We start from the raw sequence: 18062 nt of genomic DNA on the forward strand, positions 1-18062 counted from the left end.
GTCGTGCGCCGACGCGCGGCTCAGGCCCAGGCGAACAGGTCCAGCGGGGCGCCGTCGGGGTCGCGGACGGTGGCGTAGCGCTGGCCCCACGGCGCGTCGAACGGGTCGAGCACGCTCTCGTGACCGGCCGCCACGACCGTGCGCCACGCCGCGTCGACCGCAGCGGGGTCCGGGAGCCGGAAGGCGATCGACATCCGTCCCTCCCGGGCGGGCGCCGCACCGGGATGGAAGCCCTCGACCATCGACTGCAGGTCGAGCGCCAGCCGCAGCCCACCGCGCAGGGTCGTCTCCACGTGCGCCCCGGACTCCGATCCGGCCGGGAACTCCAGCCCCAGCAACCGGTAGAAGCGCACCGAGCGGGTCATGTCGGTGACCAGGATGCCGATCATGTCGAGCTCGGCGCCGATCGTCGTGTCGTCCATGGGCGCCGAGGCTAGGGACCGGGCGGGGCGGGCGTCGTGAACGGATCGGACACGCCGGGTTCCGCCGTGCACCGGTGGTGGGTGATCCTGGGCCGGTGGATGTCGCGGACACGCACGGGAACCACGCGGTGCCGAACCTCGCCCGCATGTACGACTACTACCTGGGGGGCTCGCACAACTTCGCGGTCGACCGCGAGGCCGCGGACCGGGCCCTGCGCTCGGTACCGCACGCGAAGACGTTCGCGCTCGCCAACCGGGCGTTCCTCGGGCGGGTGGTGCGGCACCTCGTGGCGGCCGGGATCGACCAGTTCCTGGACCTCGGGTCGGGGGTGCCGACCGTCGGCAACGTCCACGAGATCGCCCGGGCGGTCCGTCCCACCGCACGGGTCGCCTACGTCGACATCGAGCCGGTCGCCGTCGGCGTCGCGACCGAGCTGCTGGCCGACGACCCGTACGCCTCGATCACCCTCGCGGACATCCGCGACCCCACCGCCGTGCTCGCCGCCCCCGGTGTGGCCGGACTGCTCGACCTCGACCGGCCGGTGGCCGTGCTGGCCGTCGCCGTGCTGCACGCGCTGCCGGACGCCGACGACCCCGCCGGGATCCTCGCGGCGTACCGCGACGCGTGCGTACCCGGCAGCCACCTCGCCGTGTCGCACCTGGCCGCGACGACCTTCTCCGAGCAGCAGACCGACGTCGTGCGCGACGTCCTCGACCGGACCCCCACCCCGGTGACGCTGCGCAGCCGCGAGCAGCTGGCCGGGATGCTGGCGGGGTACGAGATCGTCGAACCCGGGGTCGTGCTGCTCCCGGCCTGGCGCCGGGACGACTCCGGCCCGGCCGACGTCGCCGATGCCGACGCGAACGGTTACGCCGCCCTCGGCAGACTGCCCGTACCGGCCCCGTGACGCGGCACCGGACACACGACGGCCCCGCCGCCGGAGGGGCGACGGGGCCGGACGTGGTGGGCGTCTACAGGTACTGGCCGGTGTTCGACGCGGTGTCGATCGCGCGGCCGGTGGCGTCGTTCTTGCCGGTGACCAGGGTGCGGATGTAGACGATCCGCTCGCCCTTCTTGCCCGAGATCCGGGCCCAGTCGTCCGGGTTGGTGGTGTTCGGCAGGTCCTCGTTCTCCGCGAACTCGTCGACGATCGCGTCCAGCAGGTGCTGGACCCGCAGGCCGGTCTGGCCGGACTCGAGCACCGACTTGATCGCGGACTTCTTCGCCCGGTCGACGATGTTCTGGATCATCGCGCCGGAGTTGAAGTCCTTGAAGTAGAGGGTCTCCTTGTCCCCGTTGGCGTAGGTGACCTCCAGGAACCGGTTCTCCTCCGACTCGTCGTACATCCGCTCGACGATGCGCTGGATCATCCCGTCGACACACGCCTTGCGGCTGCCGCCGAACTCGGCGACGTCGTCGTCGTGGATGGGCAGGGTCTCGGTGATGTACTTGGAGAAGATGTCCTGCGCACCCTCGGCGTCCGGACGTTCTATCTTGATCTTCACGTCCAGCCGGCCGGGCCGCAGGATCGCCGGGTCGATCATGTCCTCGCGGTTCGACGCGCCGATGACGATGACGTTCTCCAGGCCCTCGACGCCGTCGATCTCGGCGAGGAGCTGGGGGACGATCGTCGTCTCGACGTCGGAGGACACCCCGGAGCCACGGGTCCGGAAGATCGAGTCCATCTCGTCGAAGAACACGATCACCGGGGTACCGGCCGAGGCCTTCTCCCTGGCCCGCTGGAAGATGAGCCGGATGTGCCGCTCGGTCTCGCCGACGAACTTGTTGAGCAGCTCGGGGCCCTTGATGTTGAGGAAGAACGCCCGGCCCTCGTCCGGGTCGTCGCCCCGCTGGCTCGCGATCTTCTTCGCCAGCGAGTTCGCGACCGCCTTGGCGATCAGCGTCTTCCCGCACCCGGGCGGGCCGTAGAGCAGCACGCCCTTGGGCGGGCGCAGCTCGTACTGGGTGAACAGTTCGGTGTGCAGGAACGGCAGCTCCACCGCGTCCTGGATCTGCTCGATCTGCCGGGAGAGCCCACCGATGTCGGCGTAGGCGATGTCCGGGACCTCCTCCAGCACGAGGTCCTCGACCTCGGCCTTCGCGACCCGCTCGTAGGCGTACCCGGCGCGCGAGTCGACCATGAGCGAGTCACCGGACTTCAGCGGGCTGGTGCCCTCCTCCTGCCCCAGGTCGAACAGCGGCGCCGCCAGCCAGACGACGCGCTCCTCGTCGGAGTGGCCGACGACCAGGCCGCGGCCGGCCGCGCCGTCCTCGCCCGGCCGGGAGACGATCTCCCGCAACGAGTACAGGTCACCGACCTGCTCGAAGCCCATCGCCTCGACGACGGTGAGTCCCTCGTTGAGCCGCACCGACTGGCCGCTGCGCAGCTCCTCGCCCTCCACCGCGGGGGAGACCGGGACCCGCATCCGGCGCCCGGAGGTGAACACGTCGACGGTGTCGTCGTCGTAGCGCCCGAGGAAGACCCCGTAGCCCGACGGCGGCTGCGCGAGCCGGTCGACCTCCTCGCGGAGTGCGACCAGCTGCCCCCTGGCCTCCTTGAGGGTCTCGGTGAGCTTCTCGTTCCGCGCGTTGAGCGCGGAGAGCCGGCTCGTGGTCTCCGCCAGCCGCTGCTCCAGCACGCGCGCGTGCCGGGGCGTCTCGCTCAGCCGTTGACGGAGTGTGGCGATCTCGCTCTCGAGGTGCCGGATGTGCTCGCTGTCCTCGGCACCGCCGAGGTCGTGACCAGAGTCGTGACCAGAATGGACGTCCCGCCTGCCGGGACCGTCGTCGTAGGGGTGGTTCACGGCAGCCTCCCTCCGTGTTCCGTCTCACCACGGTACCCGGGCGGGGGAACCGTGGCGGTGCGGCGAACCGGTGATCCGGACCTCAGCCGGTCGGCACCTGACGGTCACTCTGCGGCTTCGCGCCCGTCACCGCCACGTCCACACGGAGGGGACTTCGTAACGTTCTCGTTCCACGCCGGGCGCGTCGCGGCCCGCCGGGCCGGGGGTACGACGGGCTCAGCGGCCGGTCGGCCTGCGCTGCTGGCGCGGCGGGGTCACCCCGTCGGCGAGCCGGCGGCTGGTCACCAGGAACGCGGTGTGGGCGATCATCCGGTGTTCCGGGCGGACCGCCAGACCCACCACGTGCCACGGCCGGACCATGGCCTCCCACGCCTCCGGTTCGGTCCAGCACTGCATCTCGCGCAGCTTCTCGGTGAGCACCGAGAGCTGGGTCGTGGTGGCCACGTAGCCGACCAGGATGCCGCCGGGGACGAGGCTGTCCCGGACGGTGTCGAGCACGTCCCACGGCGAGAGCATGTCCAGCACGACCCGGTCGACCTCGCCGCGGTGCTCCCGGACGTCGCCGACGGTGAGGTCCCAGTGCGGGGGCCGGTGCCCGAAGAAGGTCTCGACGTTGCTCACCGCGTGCGGGGCGTGGTCCTCGCGGACCTCGTAGGAGACCACCCGTCCGGCAGGGCCGACGGCCTGCAGCAGCGAGCAGGTCAGCGCGCCGGACCCGGCACCGGCCTCCAGCACCCGCGCGCCGGGGAACACGTCTCCCCACATCAGGATCTGGGCCGCGTCCTTCGGGTAGATCACCTGCGCTCCGCGCGGCATGGACAGCACGTAGTCGGCGAGCCGCGGCCGCAGCGCGAGGTACGGCGTGTTCGCGGCGGAGTGCACGAGGCTGCCCTCGGGGGCCCCGATGAGGTCGTCGTGCGCGATCTGGCCGCGATGGGTGTGGTAGGCGGCACCGGGGGCCAGCACCACCGTGTAGTGCCGGCCCTTCGGGTCGGTCAGCTGGACCCGGTCGCCCTCGCGGAACGGGCCGCCCCGCCGCGGCGGCTCCCAGCCGGTGTCCTGGGCGGTCGCCGGATCGGTGGCCGGGCCGGTCTCGTCGGTGCCGGATACCGGCAGCAGGGGGTCGTGCACGGGCGACGACGCTATCCGCGCCCGCGCCGTGCGCCGCGGCCGGGGCCGGGCACCAGAGGACGGCGCGGCGGCGGGACCGCGGAACCGTCGGTGCCTCCGGTTAGCCTGCGAGCCGTGACCGTGCAGCAACCGCCCGCCGCCGATCCGGCCGTGGCACCGCGGCCGCCGGCGCTGTCGCCGTCGCGGGCGGCGGACTTCCGGCGCTGCCCGCTGCTCTACCGGTTCCGTGCGGTCGACCGCCTGCCGGAGCCGCCGTCGAAGGCACAGGTCCGCGGGACGCTGGTGCACGCGGTGCTGGAGCGGCTGTTCGCCCTGCCGGCCCCGGACCGCACCCCGGAGGCCGCGCGGGCGCTGCTCGGCCCCGCCTGGGACGAGCTGGACGCCGCCGGTGCCGCCGGCGACCTGTTCGACGGTGCGGCCGACCCGGCGTTCGCCACCTGGCTGGACTCGGCGACCGCCCTGCTCGACACCTACTTCGCCCTGGAGGATCCGGCGCGGGTACCGGCGGCGGCGGTCGAGGAGCGGATCGAGACCGTCCTCCACGGCGCGTCCGGGCCGGTGCCGCTGCGCGGCATCCTGGACCCGCTCGACCAGGGGCCGGGCGGCGCCCTGCGGGTGGTCGACTACAAGACGGGGGCCGTCCCCGGCGAGGGCTTCGAGGGCCCGGCGCTGTTCCAGCTCAAGTTCTACGCGCTGGCCGTGCTGCTGGCCCGTGGCCGGATGCCCGAGGAGCTGCGCCTGCTCTACCTGTCCGGCGGGACCGCACTGAGCTACCGTCCCGACACCGACGAGCTGTACCGCTTCGCCCGGCTGCTGGACGCCGTGTGGGCCGCGATCGGCCGCGCCGCGCCGGACGGGGACTTCCGCCCCAACCGCGGCCCGGCCTGCCGCTCGTGCGACCACCGGGCCCGGTGCCCCGCGTGGGACGGCACTCCCCCGCCGTACCCGGGCTGGCCCGGCTCCGGGGGCGGTCCGCTCCGGCAGGCATGATCGCGGGCGTGACGACCTCGATCCCGCCCGGCCCGTTCTACCTCCCCGGCGACGAGCGCCCCGGTCCCGACGGCGGCACCGTCGCCGACTTCGAGGCGACCCCCTCGACCACCGGACCCTGGTACGCCGAGGCCCAGCACATGGGGCCCCCGTCGGCCCTGCTGGTGCGGGCCATGGAACGGCTCGCCCCCTCGCGGCCCGAGGCGGCACCGGAGCACTGGCGGCTGGCCAGGGCGACCGTCGAGGTGCTCGGGATGGTCCCGGCCGGCCCGGTCACGGTCACCGCCCGGGTGGAGCGGCCCGGGCGCACGATCGAGCTGCTGTCGGCCACCATGCAGGCGGGCGGCCGGGACGTGCTGCGGGCACGGGCCTGGCGGCTCACCGCGGGGGACACCGCGGAGGTGGCGCACGGCTCGGCCGAGCCCCTCCCCGGCCCGGAGACCGGCACGATCATCACCGAGCGGCCCCCCGGCTGGCTGCCCGGCTTCCTCGACGCCACCGAGTGGTCCTGGCTCGACGGCCGCGGCCTCGGCTCGCAGGGCCCGGCGCGGGCCTGGGTGCGGCTGCGGGTCCCGCTCGTCGAGGGCGAGGAGACCACGCCGTTGCAGCGGTTGATGGTGGCCGCGGACTGCGCCAACGGGGTCGCCGGGGCGCTCGACGCGCGGCACTGGCTGTTCGTCAACACCGAGCTCACCGTGCACCTGCACCGCGTCCCGGCCGGTGAGTGGATCGGTGTCGACGCCGCGAGCGTCATCGGGCCCGAGGGACTGGGTACCTGCACCTCCGCGCTCTTCGACGAGCACGGCCAGGCCGGCCGGGGCGCGCAGGCGCTCACCATCCGGCCCCGCTGACGCCCCCGCCACGGCGAGAGCCCGCCCCCGGAGGTCCGGGAACGGGCTCTCGTCGTGGGAGCGGACGTCTCAGCCGGCGGCGTGGCCGTTCGCCGACATCGCGCGGCAGGACCGGATCTCGGTGGTCAGGATGGCCGTGGCGCCGATCTCGGCCAGCTGGTCCATGACCCGGTTGGTCTGCTTGGCCGGGACCATGGTGCGGACCGCGACCCAGCCCTTCTTCGACAGCGGGGACACCGTCGGCGCCTGCAGGCCGGGCGCCACCTTCTCCGCCGCCGGGAGGAGCTCCTCCGGGCAGTCGAAGTCCATCATCAGGTACTCGCGGGCCAGCACGACGCCCTGCAGCCGGTCGGCGAAGACCTTCTTGATCGCGGTCACGTCACCGTTCTCGGGACGGTCCGCACGCTTCTCCCGCTCGATCAGCGTCGCCTGCGAGGTGGCGATGGCGTCGCCGATGATCTCCAGGCCGTGCTGGCGCAGGGTCCGCCCGGAGGAGACGACGTCGGCGATCGCGTCGGCGAGACCGAGCTGGATCGAGATCTCCACCGCGCCGTCGAGCTTCACGATCTCGGCGCCGATCCGCTTGCCGGACAGGTACGAGCGCACCAGCCGGGGGTAGGACGTGGCGATCTTGTGCCCGTCGAGGTCCTCCAGCTTCCAGCCGGCGTCGGCGGGTGCGGCGAAGTGGAAGCGGGACCGGCCGAAGCCCAGCGGCAGGATCTGCTGGGTCTGGCTGCCCGACTCCTCCATGAGGTCGAAGCCGGTGACGCCGAGGTGCAGGTCGCCCCGCCCGACGTAGGTCGCGATGTCCTTCGGCCGCAGGTAGAAGAACTCGATCTCGTTCTCCTCGTCGACCACGCTGAGGTCGCGCGAGTCGGTCCGCTGGCGGTACCCGGCCTCACGCATCATGGTGGCCGCTGGCTCGGCCAGGGTGCCCTTGTTGGGCAGTGCCACGCGGAGCATCACGCTCTCCTGAAATGTCTGTCCGGTCGGTGGTCGTCGAGGGCCCCGGCTACAGGTGCTTGTAGACGTCCTCGAGGGCGAGGCCCCGCTGAATCATGATCACCTGCAGGCGGTAGAGCAATTGTGAGATCTCCTCGGCCAGCTCGTCGTCGCCCTGGTACTCCGCGGCCAGCCAGACCTCGCCGGCCTCCTCCAGCACCTTCTTGCCCTGGGCGTGCACACCGGCGTCGAGCGCGGCGACGGTTCCCGAACCGGCCGGCCGATCCACGGCCTTGCCCTGCAGCTCGGCGAACAACCCGTCGAAAGTCTTCACGTACATCGCCCCTTCCGGACATCAGTGTGAACGGTGACCCGGCCGACACCACCGGGGACCCGGTGGTGGGAGCCGTGCGGGCAACGCACCGCGCCGGGTGGTTCACCCGGTGTGACCATCGCCTCGCCGACGTGCCGTTCGTCGTCCGGCGTCAACCGCTCGCGCCGTGATCGGCCGGTCCGGGGCCGTTCAGGCGCGGGCCCGCACCTCGTCGAGGACGGCACCCAGCTCGGCCGGGCCGATCCCGGCGAGGGTGCTGCGCTGCACCCGCCGGGGGCCCGGGGGCACGGCCAGCTCGCACGGCACCACGAGGACGGCGCAGCCGGCCCGCTCCGCGGACAGCGCGCCCGTCGGCGAGTCCTCCACCGCGACGCACTCCGCGGGGTCCGCACCGAGCAGCTCCGCGCCACGACGGTAGGGCTCCGGCGCCGGCTTCGGTTCGGCCACCTCGTCGCCGGGGACGACGGCCGCGAACCGGTCCCGGCCCAGTGTCTCCAGCGCGCGTTCGACCAGGACCCGGGTCGTGTTCGTGACCAGCGCCGCCGGGACCTCCTCGTCGCGCAGCGCGACGAGCAGCTCCTCGGCCCCGGGACGCCACGGGACGCCGTCCCCGAACAGCTCACCGGTGCGCTCGTAGAGCCACTCCCCCGCCTCGCGGAACTCCTCGGCGGGCACCGTGGCCGGATCCCGGCCCGCCTCGCGGAAGCAGATCCGCAGCGACGAGTCGAGCGAGCCACCGACCGACTCCAGGCGGGCCTGCTGCGACAGCGGCGGCGCGCCGAGGTGCTTCATGAGGTCGGCGAGCGCGACCTCCCACACCTTCTCCGAGTCGATCAGCGTGCCGTCCATGTCCAGCAGCACCGCCGCCGGGCGCCCGCGCTCAGGCATCGGGGGTGTACCCCAGGTTCGGCCGCAGCCACCGCTCGACCTCGGCGACGTCGACGCCGAGCCGCCGGGCGTAGTCGGAGACCTGGTCCGGGCCGATCCGGCCGACGGTGAAGTAGCGCGCGTCGGGATGGGCGAACATCATCCCGCTGACCGCCGCGGCCGGCATCATCGCGAACGACTCGGTGAGCCGCACCCCGGTCTCCTCGGCGCCGAGCAGGTCGAACAGCGGGCGCTTGAGGGTGTGGTCGGGGCAGGCCGGGTAGCCGAACGCCGGGCGGATCCCACGGAACCGCTCGGCCAGCAGCTCCTCGAGCGGCTGGTCGGCGTCGGGCTCGAACCACTCGCGGCGGGCCTTGCGGTGCGCGTACTCGGCGAAGGCCTCGGCCAGCCGGTCCGCGACCGCCTTCACCATGATGGCCTTGTAGTCGTCGAGGGCCTCCTCGAACTCCTTCGCCATCTCCTCGGCACCGTGGATCGAGACGGCGAAGGCCCCGAGGTGGTCGCCGTCGGGCGCCACGTAGTCGGCCAGGCTCCGGTTGGCCCGGCCCTCCGGCTTGGCCGTCTGCTGGCGCAACATCGGCAGCCGGACGTCGCCCGAGTCCGGGGAGATGACGATGTCCTCGCCCTCGGCGTGCGCCGGCCAGAACCCGTACACCCCCCGTGCGGTGAACCGGTCGTTCGCGATGATCTCGTCGAGCATCGCGTTGGCGTCGTCGTAGAGCTCCTTGGCCACCGGCGAGTTCAGGATCCCGGGGAACTTGCCCTTCAGCTCCCAGGCCAGGAACAGGAACTGCCAGTCGATGAGCTCCCGCAGCTCGGCGATGCTCGGGGCACACTCCCGGATCCCGGTGAACTCCGGGACCGGCAGCTCACCGAAGGTGATCCGCTCGTGGTTGGCCACCGCGTCGGCGATCGGCAGCAGCGGCTTGGCCTCGCGGTTGGCGTGCTGCTCGCGCAGCCGGTCCTGGTCCTCGGCGTTGCGCTTGGCCAGCGCCTCGGCACGGTCGTCGTCGAGCAGGTCGGACACCACGCCCACGACGCGTGACGCGTCCAGGACGTGCAGCACGGTGCCGTCGTAGGCGGGGGCGACCTTCACGGCGGTGTGCTGGCGCGAGGTCGTGGCGCCGCCGATGAGCAGCGGGAGCTTGAGCCCCCGGCGCTCCATCTCCGCGGCGACGCCGACCATCTCGTCCAGCGACGGCGTGATCAGCCCGGACAGGCCGATGACGTCGGCGTTCTCCGCGACCGCGGTGTCGAGGATGGTCTGCGCGGGCACCATCACGCCGAGGTCGACGACCTCGTAGCTGTTGCAGCCGAGCACGACGCCGACGATGTTCTTGCCGATGTCGTGCACGTCGCCCTTGACCGTCGCCATGACGACCTTGCCGTTGCCCCGCTCGGACTGGATCTCGCCGCGGGCCTTGGCCTCCTCCTTCTCCTTCTCCATGAAGGGCTCGAGGTAGGCGACGGCCCGCTTCATCACCCGCGCCGACTTGACGACCTGGGGCAGGAACATCTTCCCGTCGCCGAACAGGTCGCCGACGATCTTCATGCCGTCCATCAGCGGGCCCTCGATCACGTCGAGCGGCCGCGCGGCCTCGGCGCGGGCCTCCTCGGTGTCGGCCTCGACGAAGTCGACGATCCCGTGCACCAGCGCGTGCGAGATCCGCTGGCGGACGTCGTTCTCCCGCCAGGAGAGGTCCACCTTGCGCTGGGTGCCCTCGCCCTTGAACCGCTCCGCGGCGTCGACCAGACGGTCGGTGGCGTCCGGGCGCCGGTTGAACAGGATGTCCTCGCACATCTCCAGCAGGTCCGCCGGGATGTCCTGGTAGACGGCGAGCTGGCCGGCGTTGACGATGCCCATGTCCAGGCCGGCCCTGATGGCGTGGAACAGGAACGCCGAGTCCATCGCCTCACGGACGACGTTGTTGCCGCGGAACGCGAACGACAGGTTCGAGACGCCGCCGGAGATGTGCGCGCCCGGGCACCGCTCCTTGATCCGGGGGCAGGCGTCGATGAAGTCCTTCGCGTAGTTGTTGTGCTCCTCCATGCCGGTCGCGACGGCGAGGATGTTCGGGTCGAAGATGATGTCCTCGGGTGCCAGCCCGGCGCGCTGCACGAGCAGGTCGTAGGCCCGTCCGCAGATCTCGACCTTGCGGTCGGCGGTGTCGGCCTGGCCGGTCTCGTCGAACGCCATCACGACGACGCCCGCACCGTAGGACCGGACGACGGCGGCCTGGGCCAGGAAGGGCTCCTCACCCTCCTTGAGGCTGATCGAGTTCACGACGCCCTTGCCCTGCACGCAGCGCAGCCCGGCCTCGATCACCGGCCACCGCGAGCTGTCGATCATGATCGGCAGCCGGGCGATCTCCGGCTCGGTGGCCAACAGGTTGAGGAACGTCGTCATCTCGTCGGCGGACTCGAGCAGGTCGGCGTCCATGTTGACGTCGAGCATGTTCGCGCCGCCGCGGACCATGTCGAGCGCGACGTCCAGCGCGCCGGTGTAGTCCTTCGACTCGATCAGCCGGCGGAAGCGCTTGGACCCCGTGACGTTGGTCCGCTCCCCGATCATCACGAAGCCGGTGTCCGGGCCGATCTCGAACCGCTCCAGCCCGGAGAAACGGGTCCGGTGACTGGGCTCGGCCGGTGTCCGCGGCGGGAGGCCCCTCACCGCCTCGGAGATCCGCGCGATGTGGTCGTGCCCGGTCCCGCAGCAGCCGCCGACGATGTTGACCAGGCCGGACTCGGCGAACTCCTGCAGCAGGGCCGCGGTCTGCTCCGGGGTCTCGTCGTAGCCGCCGAACGCGTTCGGCAGCCCGGCGTTCGGGTAGGTCGCGACGAACGTGTCGCTGATCTCGGCGAGCGCCGCGGCGTGCGGGCGCATCTCGTCCGCCCCGAGTGCGCAGTTCAGCCCGACGACCAGCGGCTCGGCGTGCCGGATCGAGGTCCAGAACGCGTCCACGGTCTGCCCGGACAGGGTGCGGCCGGACCGGTCGACGATGGTGACCGAGATCCACACCGGCAGGTGCGGCGCGACGTCGTGCGCGGCGTGCAGCGCGGCCTTCGAGTTCAGCGTGTCGAAGATCGTCTCGATCAGCAGGACGTCGACCCCGCCCTCGTCGAGCGCGGCGACCTGCTCGGCGTAGGAGTCGTAGACCTGCTGGTAGGTCACGGCACGGTAGGCCGGGTCCTCGACCTTCGGCGACAGCGACAGCGTGACGTTGAGCGGGCCGATCGACCCGGCGACCCACTTGGGCTCGCCGGTCTCAGCCTCCGCCTCGTCGGCGGCCCGGCGGGCCAGCTTCGCGGCCTCGACGTTCATGGCCACGACGTGGTCCTCGAGGGCGTAGTCGGCCTGCCCGATCGTCGTCGCGGTGAAGGTGTTCGTGGTCGTGAGGTCCGCACCCGCGGTGAAGTAGCGCCGGTGGCTGTCCAGGATCAGGTCCGGACGGGTGAGGTTCAGCAGGTCCGGATCACCGGTGGTGTCCTTCGGGTGGTCCGTCAGCCAGTCCGCCCGGTAGTCCTCCGGGGTCAGGCCCATCCCCTGGATGACCGTGCCCCATGCGCCGTCGATGACGCCGATCCGCGTTCCGAGCAGTTCCCTGAGCTGCTCGGTCTTGCGTTCCGCCTGCCGGACCCGCTCGGGGTCGACCGTGCGCGTGGAGATGTCGCCGTCCGAAGAGGTGCTCACCGAGTGACCCGCTCCCGTCGTAGATGACACGGTCGACCAGGCTACCCGCTGACGGGATCATGCCCGGCCGGGTTCGCGGTCCCGCGGCGCGCGCACCGGGACGTCGTACCGGGGTCGTAGGCTGGGCGGATGACCGACCGAGAGCCGAGCACCACGGGCAGCGGTGAGGAGCCCACCCTCGTCGAGCCGGTCCTCATCGCGGCGTTCGAGGGCTGGAACGACGCCGGGGAGGCCGCGAGCACCGCGCTGGAGCACCTGGAGCTCAGCTGGGACGCCGAGCCGCTGACCTCGATCGATCCCGAGGAGTACTACGACTTCCAGGTCACGCGGCCGCACGTGAAGCTCGCCGGTGGCGTGACCCGCAAGATCGAGTGGCAGACCACCCGGCTGTCCTGGGCGACGCTGCCCGGCACGGACCGGCACGTCGTGCTCGTCAACGGGATCGAGCCGAACCTGCGCTGGCGCTCGTTCTGCGCCGAGCTCGTCGGCCACGCGGAGCGCCTGGGCGTGACGAAGGTCATCACGCTGGGCGCGCTGCTGACCGAGGTCCCGCACACCCGTCCGACGCCGGTGAACGGCACATCCTGGGACGAGGACTCACAGCGGGACATGGGCACCGAGCCGTCGAACTACGAGGGCCCGACCGGGATCGTCGCGGTGTTCCAGCAGGCGTGCGTCCAGGCCGGGATCCCGGCGGTGTCGTACTGGGCCGAGGTCCCGCACTACGTCTCCCAGGCCCAGGTACCGAAGGCCGCGGTCGCGCTGCTGCACCGGATCGAGGAGGCGCTCGACATCGAGGTCCCGCTGGGCGCGCTGCCGGAGAAGGCCGAGGAGTGGGAGCGCACCGTCTCCGAGATGGCCGACGCCGACGACGAGGTCCGCGAGTACGTCCGCCAGCTCGAGGAGCAGGCGAACGAGACCGACGAGGAGGAGGCCCGCACCGAGCTGCGGGAGACCTCCGGCGACTCGATCGCCGCCGACTTCGAGCGGTACCTGCGCCGGCGCGGGCCGAACTCCTGATCGGGCCGGTGCCCCGGCCCGCCACACCGTGATCGCCGGGCTGCGGCGCGGGGCGCTGTTCGCCGGTGCGTTCCTCGGGCCGTTCGGCGGTGGCATGACCGCCGCGATCCTGCCCGAGCTGGGCGCGGACCTCCGCGTCCCGACCGCGACCGCATCGCTGTCGATCACCGCCTACCTGCTGCCGTTCGCGGCGGTGATGCTGGTGTCCGGGACGCTGGGCGAGCGGTGGGGCCGGTCGCGCACGGTCGTCGCCGGGTACGCGCTGTACGTCGCGGCCTCGCTGGCCTGCATCCTCGCGACGTCCTGGACGGTCTTCCTCGCGGCCCGGGCGCTGCAGGGGGTCGCCAACGCCTTCACCACCCCCCTGCTGCTGGCCGCGCTCGCCGCCGCGGTGGAACCGGAGCGGCTGGGGCGCGCACTCGGCTGGTCGGGCTCGCTGCAGGCCGCCGGGCAGACGTCCGCGCCGCTGGTCGGCGGGCTCGCCGCGGAGGTCGACTGGCGGCTGGCGTTCGGCGGCGCCGCGGTGGTCGCGCTGCTGCTGGCCGTCGTCGGGATCCCGGGCGGTGCCGGTCCGGCCCGCAGCGACGGGCGCCCGGCGCTGCGGTCGGCGTGGACCGGACCGGTGCTGCGCCTCGGTGTGGTCGCCGGGATCGGGTGGGGCTGCCTGGCCGGGCTGAACTTCCTGCTCGCACTGCGGCTGGAGGAGGTGTTCGGCCTCGGGTCCGGGCCGCGCGGCCTGGTCCTGACGGCGCTGGGCGTCACCGGCGTCCTCACCGCCCGGCTGATCGGCGGGGCGGTCGACCGGATCGGCCCGCGCCGGTGCGTGCTCACCGGCGCCGTCGCCGGCGGTGTCCTCGTGGCACTGATCGGGGTGCTGCCCACGCTGTGGGCCGTGGTCACGCTGTGGGCGCTGGCCGGGGTCTGCAGCCAGCTCGTCCTGGTCGGGGTGAACGCGCTGGTCCTGGGCACCGGCGGGCGCAACGGCGGTGGTGCGGTCTCGGTGGTGCAGGCGGTCCGCTTCGCCGGGACGGCGGCCTCCCCCGTCGCGCTGACCCCGGTCTACCACGCCGATCCGCTCGTGGCGTTCCTCGCGCCGGCCGGGCTGCTCGCGGTGGCGGCACCGGCCGTGCTGGCGGCCGGGACGCGGCGCTGATCACGTCCCGGACCGGTGCGTCCGGTCTGGACCTGAAGCCCGGTCGAGGGTGCACGCTGGCCTCCTGGCCGTGGGGAGGAGCGGGTCATGCGGGCGATCGTGGTGGAGCGGTTCGGCGGACCGGACGTGCTGGTGCTGCGGGAGACGGCGGATCCGGTGCCCGGCACCGGGGAGGTCGTCGTCGACGTCGAGTACGCCGGGGTGCTGTCGCTGGACGCCGCACTGCGCCGCGGCGAGGGTCCACCGCGGTGCGCCCCGGTCCCGCCGTACGTGCCGGGCGGGGCCGTCGCCGGTGTGGTGACCGGGCTCGGCGCCGGGGCCGACCCGGGCCTGCACGGCGCCAGGGTGCTGCTCCGGGCCCCCGGCGGCGGCCACGCGGAGCGGGTGGCGGCGCCGGTGCCGTCGCTGGTCCCGATCCCGGACGGGCTCGGCAGCGGACCCGCGGCCGCCCTGCTCGACGACGGCGGCACCGCCCTGGGCCTGCTCGAACGCACCCCGGTCCACCCGGGTGAGCACGTGCTGGTGCTCCCGGCCGCCGGTGGGCTGGGGAGCCTGCTGGTCCAGCTGGTGACGGCGGCCGGCGGCCGGGTGATCGGTGCGGCCCGCGGCGAGTCCCGGCAGCAGCGGGTCCGCGCGCTCGGCGCCGAGTACGTCGTCGACCACAGCCGGCCGGGCTGGGTCGCCGAGCTGCACGACCTGCTGCCCCGGGGACCGGCCGTGGTGTTCGACGGCGTCGGTGGCCCGGCGGGCCGCTCGACCGCGTGGCTGGTGGCCGAGGGCGGGCGGTACAGCTCCTACGGCACCGCGGCTGGCCCGCCGCCGGAACTCGGTCCCTGCGAGGAGCGGGCCCGGCGGCTCACCGTCTCCTCGATCGACCAGCTCGCCGGGTTCGGGCCGGACGCCCCCCGCCGGGTCCGTGAGGTGCTGGCCCTGGCCGCGGCCGGGGAGCTGCGCCCGCTGGTCGGGGCGCAGTACCCGCTGGCCGAGGCCGCACGGGCGCACGACGACCTGGAGGGCCGCCGCGCGACCGGCACGATCCTGCTCCGGCCCTGAACCGGGGTCAGAGGCGGACGCCGAGCAGCGCGTCCAGGACGGTCCTGGCCAGCCCCGGGGCCGCGGTGTCGGTGCCCCGGCGGGTCAGCGCCTCGTCCGCCCACGCGTCGACAGCCGCCAGCGCACCCGGGGTGTCGAGATCGTCGGCCAGGTACGTGCGCAGTGCCGCCACCAGGCCGTCGGCACCCGGGGCGGCGTCGAGCCGCACGGCCTCGCGCCACCGCGCGACCCGCTTCTCCCCCGTCGCGTGCACCTCGTCGGTCCAGGAGCGGTCGGTGCGGTAGTGCCCGTCGAGCAGGGCGACCCGGATGACGTTCGGGTCCACGCCGGAGTTGCGCAGCTTCGAGACGAACACCAGGTTGCCCTGGGACTTCGACATCTTCTCGCCGTCGAGCCCGATCATGCCGGTGTGCACGTAGTGCCGGGCGAACGGGTGCTGCCCGGTCAGCGACTCGGCGTGCAGCGCACCGCACTCGTGGTGCGGGAAGATCAGGTCGGAGCCGCCGCCGTTGACGTCGATCTGCGTGCCCAGCCGGTTCAGCCCGATCGCGGCGCACTCGACGTGCCAGCCCGGCCGGCCCCGGCCCAGCCCGGAGTCCCAGGCGGGTTCGCCGGGGCGCGCGGTGCGCCACAGCAGCGGGTCGAGCGGGTTGCGCTTGCCGGGCCGGTCCGGGTCACCGCCGCGCTCGCGGGAGAACCGCAGCATGGTCTCCAGGTCGTAGTTCGACTCGTAGCCGAACCGGCCGGTGGCCGAGACGTCGTGGTAGACGTCCGGGTGCTCGTCGTCGTCGATCCGGTACGCGGCGCCGGAGGCGACGAGCTTCTCGACCAGCTCGGCGATCTCCGGGATCGCCTCGACCGCACCGACGAACTCGCGCGGCGGGAGCACCCGCAGCGCCTCCATGTCCTCCCGGAACAGGGCCGTCTCGCGCAGGCCCAGCACGACCCAGTCGTCCTGGTCGCGGGCGGCACGCTCCAGCAGCGGCTCGTCGATGTCGGTCACGTTCTGCACGTAGTGGACCTCGTGCCCGTGGTCCCGCCACACCCGGTTCACCAGGTCGAAGGCCAGGTAGGTGGCCGCGTGGCCGAGGTGCGTCGCGTCGTAGGGGGTGATCCCGCAGACGTACATCGTCGCGACCGCGCCCGGAGCCGTCGGGCGGACCGATCCGGTGGCGGTGTCGTGCAGTCGCAGCGGTGGCCCGCTGCCCGCCAGTGCGGGAACGTCGGTCGGGGCCCAGGTGTCCATACGGTAAACCTACCTGCGTGTCGGCGTTGTTCATGCGTCCGAACGCACGGCACCCGCCGCGGATTCCGTGCCGCGCCCGGCCGGCCGGCGCAGCGACAGCAGGAAGCCGAGCAGCACGGTGATGACCAGGCCGATCGCGGTGTACCAGGTGAACCCGACCAGTGTCGGTGCGAGTAGGAACAGGGCGGCCATCACGACGACCGCGACCGAGAAGCCGACGATCGCGTCGGACTGCCGGGCCCGCGGGACGAACAGGCCGAGCGCGAACGCGCCGAGCAGGCCGCCGTAGGTGATGCCCGCTACCGAGAGCCCCAGCTCGACGACCGGGTTCTCAGTGGAGGTGAACAGGTTCGCGAAGACGATGAACACCAGCCCCCACACCAGCGTCGTGATCCGGGCCAGCCGGATCCCCTGGCCGGTCGACAGCTCGCGCCGGAACACCGTCTGCACCAGGTCGATCACGGTGGACGAGGACAGCGCGGACAGCGAGGAGCTGAGCGTCGACATCGCCGCGGCGAGGATCCCGGCGAGCAGCAGGCCGGAGACCCCGGGGGGCAGGCCCTCGACGATGAACCTCGGGAACAGCTCGTCGCCGGTCTGCAGGCCGAGCGCGGCGGGGGTGGCGCCGCCGTAGTAGCCCCACAGGAACAGCCCGACGACCAGGAACAGCGCGAACTGCAGCCCGACGACGACCGCGGAGGCGATCAGCGCCTTCTGCCCGTCCCGGACACTGCGGCAGGCGAGCAGCCGCTGCACGATGATCTGGTCGACGCCGTGGCTCGCCGTCGACAGCAGCGCCCCGCCGACCACGGCGGTCACGAAGGCGTACGGCGCGGAGACCGGGTTCGAGGTGAAGTCGAGCAGCTGGGTCTTCCCGGCGGCGACCGCGTCGCCCCAGAACCCCGCCGGCAGCTGCGGGCCGATCACGGCCACCGCCACGATGCCGCCGACGACGTAGAGGACCATCTGCAGGACGTCGGTCCACACGACGGCCTTGATCCCGCCCACGTAGGTGTAGGCCACGGTGACCAGCGACAGCACGACGATGATCCAGAAGAACGACACGTCGAGCCCCAGCCCGGCGAGGATGACCTTGACCGGGATCGCCGCGGCGAACATCCGCACGCCGTCGGCGAGCAGCCGGGTGACGAGGAACGCGACCGACGCCGTCCCCTGCATGCCGCGCCCGAACCGCTGCCCGAGGTACCCGTAGGCCGTGGTCAGCTTCCCCGCGGCGTAGCGCGGCAGCAGCACGAACGCGACGACGATCCGGCCGAGCAGGTACCCCAGCGCCAGCTGCAGGTAGGTCAGCGACCCGAGGTAGGCGACCGTCGGCACGCTGATCACGGTCAGCGCCGAGGTCTCGGTGGCGACCACCGAGAGCGACACGGCCCACCACGGCAGCTCCCGGCCACCCAGGAAGTAGTCCTCGTTGGACTTCTGCCGCCCGGACATCCAGAGCCCGATACCCAGTGAGACCACCAGGTAGGCGACGATGACGATCAGGTCGAGGGTGCGCAGCACTGCAGCTCCCGG

15 protein-coding genes are annotated in these 18062 nt (G+C 72.9%); 6 read left to right on the forward strand and 9 right to left on the reverse strand.

The annotated features are described in order from the left end of the window. Nucleotides 1-20: 20 nt before the first annotated feature. Nucleotides 21-422 carry a VOC family protein gene (locus AFB00_RS26095; RefSeq protein ID WP_083275837.1) on the reverse strand — a complete coding sequence of 134 codons (402 nt, stop codon included), beginning with the start codon at nucleotides 420-422 and terminating at the stop codon, nucleotides 21-23. 95 nt (nucleotides 423-517) lie between these two features. Here AFB00_RS26095 and AFB00_RS26100 point away from each other — a divergent pair, with 95 nt between their 5' ends. Then, nucleotides 518-1330, forward strand: coding sequence for an SAM-dependent methyltransferase (locus AFB00_RS26100; protein WP_231974082.1), 813 nt, complete (start codon nucleotides 518-520; stop codon nucleotides 1328-1330). Nucleotides 1331-1394: 64 nt separating this feature from the next. Here the strand turns inward: AFB00_RS26100 and arc are convergent, their stop codons facing one another. Both arc and AFB00_RS26110 read right to left on the reverse strand, forming a co-directional pair. Beyond that, on the reverse strand, nucleotides 1395-3227 hold the full coding sequence (gene arc, locus AFB00_RS26105) for a proteasome ATPase (RefSeq protein WP_068799379.1): 1833 nt from the start codon (nucleotides 3225-3227) through the stop codon (nucleotides 1395-1397). Between the two features lie 216 nt (nucleotides 3228-3443). Next, nucleotides 3444-4226: a tRNA (adenine-N1)-methyltransferase gene (locus tag AFB00_RS26110; RefSeq protein WP_068800680.1), complete on the reverse strand. Its 783-nt coding sequence runs from the start codon at nucleotides 4224-4226 to the stop codon at nucleotides 3444-3446. A 246-nt stretch (nucleotides 4227-4472) separates the two neighbouring features. Between AFB00_RS26110 and AFB00_RS26115 the strand changes: the two genes are divergently transcribed. Both AFB00_RS26115 and AFB00_RS26120 read left to right on the forward strand, forming a co-directional pair. Beyond that, nucleotides 4473-5348: a RecB family exonuclease gene (locus AFB00_RS26115; protein ID WP_068799380.1), complete on the forward strand. Its 876-nt coding sequence runs from the start codon at nucleotides 4473-4475 to the stop codon at nucleotides 5346-5348. Beyond that, nucleotides 5345-6199, forward strand: coding sequence for a thioesterase family protein (locus AFB00_RS26120; RefSeq protein ID WP_068800681.1), 855 nt, complete (start codon nucleotides 5345-5347; stop codon nucleotides 6197-6199). The genes AFB00_RS26115 and AFB00_RS26120 overlap by 4 nt, the downstream gene beginning before the upstream one ends. A 69-nt stretch (nucleotides 6200-6268) precedes the next feature. On the opposite strand, the gene hisG is transcribed toward AFB00_RS26120, so the two are convergent. The 4 genes from hisG to metH all read right to left on the reverse strand — a co-directional run bounded on the left by hisG (nucleotide 6269) and on the right by metH (nucleotide 12030). Then, complete coding sequence (gene hisG, locus AFB00_RS26125; RefSeq protein WP_068800682.1) at nucleotides 6269-7162, reverse strand: ATP phosphoribosyltransferase; 894 nt, start codon at nucleotides 7160-7162, stop codon at nucleotides 6269-6271. 49 nt (nucleotides 7163-7211) lie between these two features. Continuing rightward, a complete protein-coding gene (locus AFB00_RS26130; RefSeq protein WP_068800683.1) occupies nucleotides 7212-7475 on the reverse strand; it encodes a phosphoribosyl-ATP diphosphatase in 264 nt (87 codons plus the stop codon). Nucleotides 7476-7664: 189 nt separating this feature from the next. Continuing rightward, nucleotides 7665-8363 carry an HAD family hydrolase gene (locus AFB00_RS26135; protein ID WP_068799381.1) on the reverse strand — a complete coding sequence of 233 codons (699 nt, stop codon included), beginning with the start codon at nucleotides 8361-8363 and terminating at the stop codon, nucleotides 7665-7667. Next, a complete protein-coding gene (gene metH / locus AFB00_RS26140) occupies nucleotides 8356-12030 on the reverse strand; it encodes a methionine synthase (protein ID WP_068800684.1) in 3675 nt (1224 codons plus the stop codon). Before metH ends, AFB00_RS26135 begins: the two co-directional genes overlap by 8 nt. A 153-nt stretch (nucleotides 12031-12183) precedes the next feature. Between metH and AFB00_RS26145 the strand changes: the two genes are divergently transcribed. The 3 genes from AFB00_RS26145 to AFB00_RS26155 all read left to right on the forward strand — a co-directional run bounded on the left by AFB00_RS26145 (nucleotide 12184) and on the right by AFB00_RS26155 (nucleotide 15280). Next, complete coding sequence (locus AFB00_RS26145) at nucleotides 12184-13074, forward strand: PAC2 family protein (RefSeq protein ID WP_068799382.1); 891 nt, start codon at nucleotides 12184-12186, stop codon at nucleotides 13072-13074. A 28-nt stretch (nucleotides 13075-13102) separates the two neighbouring features. Further along, the gene (locus AFB00_RS26150; RefSeq protein WP_068799383.1) at nucleotides 13103-14227 is read left to right on the forward strand and encodes an MFS transporter; all 1125 of its coding nucleotides are present in this window, start codon (nucleotides 13103-13105) and stop codon (nucleotides 14225-14227) included. A gap of 87 nt (nucleotides 14228-14314) precedes the next feature. Continuing rightward, complete coding sequence (locus AFB00_RS26155) at nucleotides 14315-15280, forward strand: zinc-binding dehydrogenase (protein ID WP_068799384.1); 966 nt, start codon at nucleotides 14315-14317, stop codon at nucleotides 15278-15280. 7 nt (nucleotides 15281-15287) lie between these two features. Here AFB00_RS26155 and mshC read toward each other — a convergent pair whose 3' ends face one another. Both mshC and AFB00_RS26165 read right to left on the reverse strand, forming a co-directional pair. Beyond that, nucleotides 15288-16526 carry a cysteine--1-D-myo-inosityl 2-amino-2-deoxy-alpha-D-glucopyranoside ligase gene (gene mshC, locus AFB00_RS26160; protein WP_083275839.1) on the reverse strand — a complete coding sequence of 413 codons (1239 nt, stop codon included), beginning with the start codon at nucleotides 16524-16526 and terminating at the stop codon, nucleotides 15288-15290. A 30-nt stretch (nucleotides 16527-16556) separates the two neighbouring features. Beyond that, nucleotides 16557-18047, reverse strand: coding sequence for a sodium:solute symporter (locus AFB00_RS26165; RefSeq protein ID WP_068800686.1), 1491 nt, complete (start codon nucleotides 18045-18047; stop codon nucleotides 16557-16559). Nucleotides 18048-18062: the final 15 nt, after the last annotated feature.

It is taken from the genome of Pseudonocardia sp. HH130630-07, assembly GCF_001698125.1.
GTDB lineage: Bacteria > Actinomycetota > Actinomycetes > Mycobacteriales > Pseudonocardiaceae > Pseudonocardia.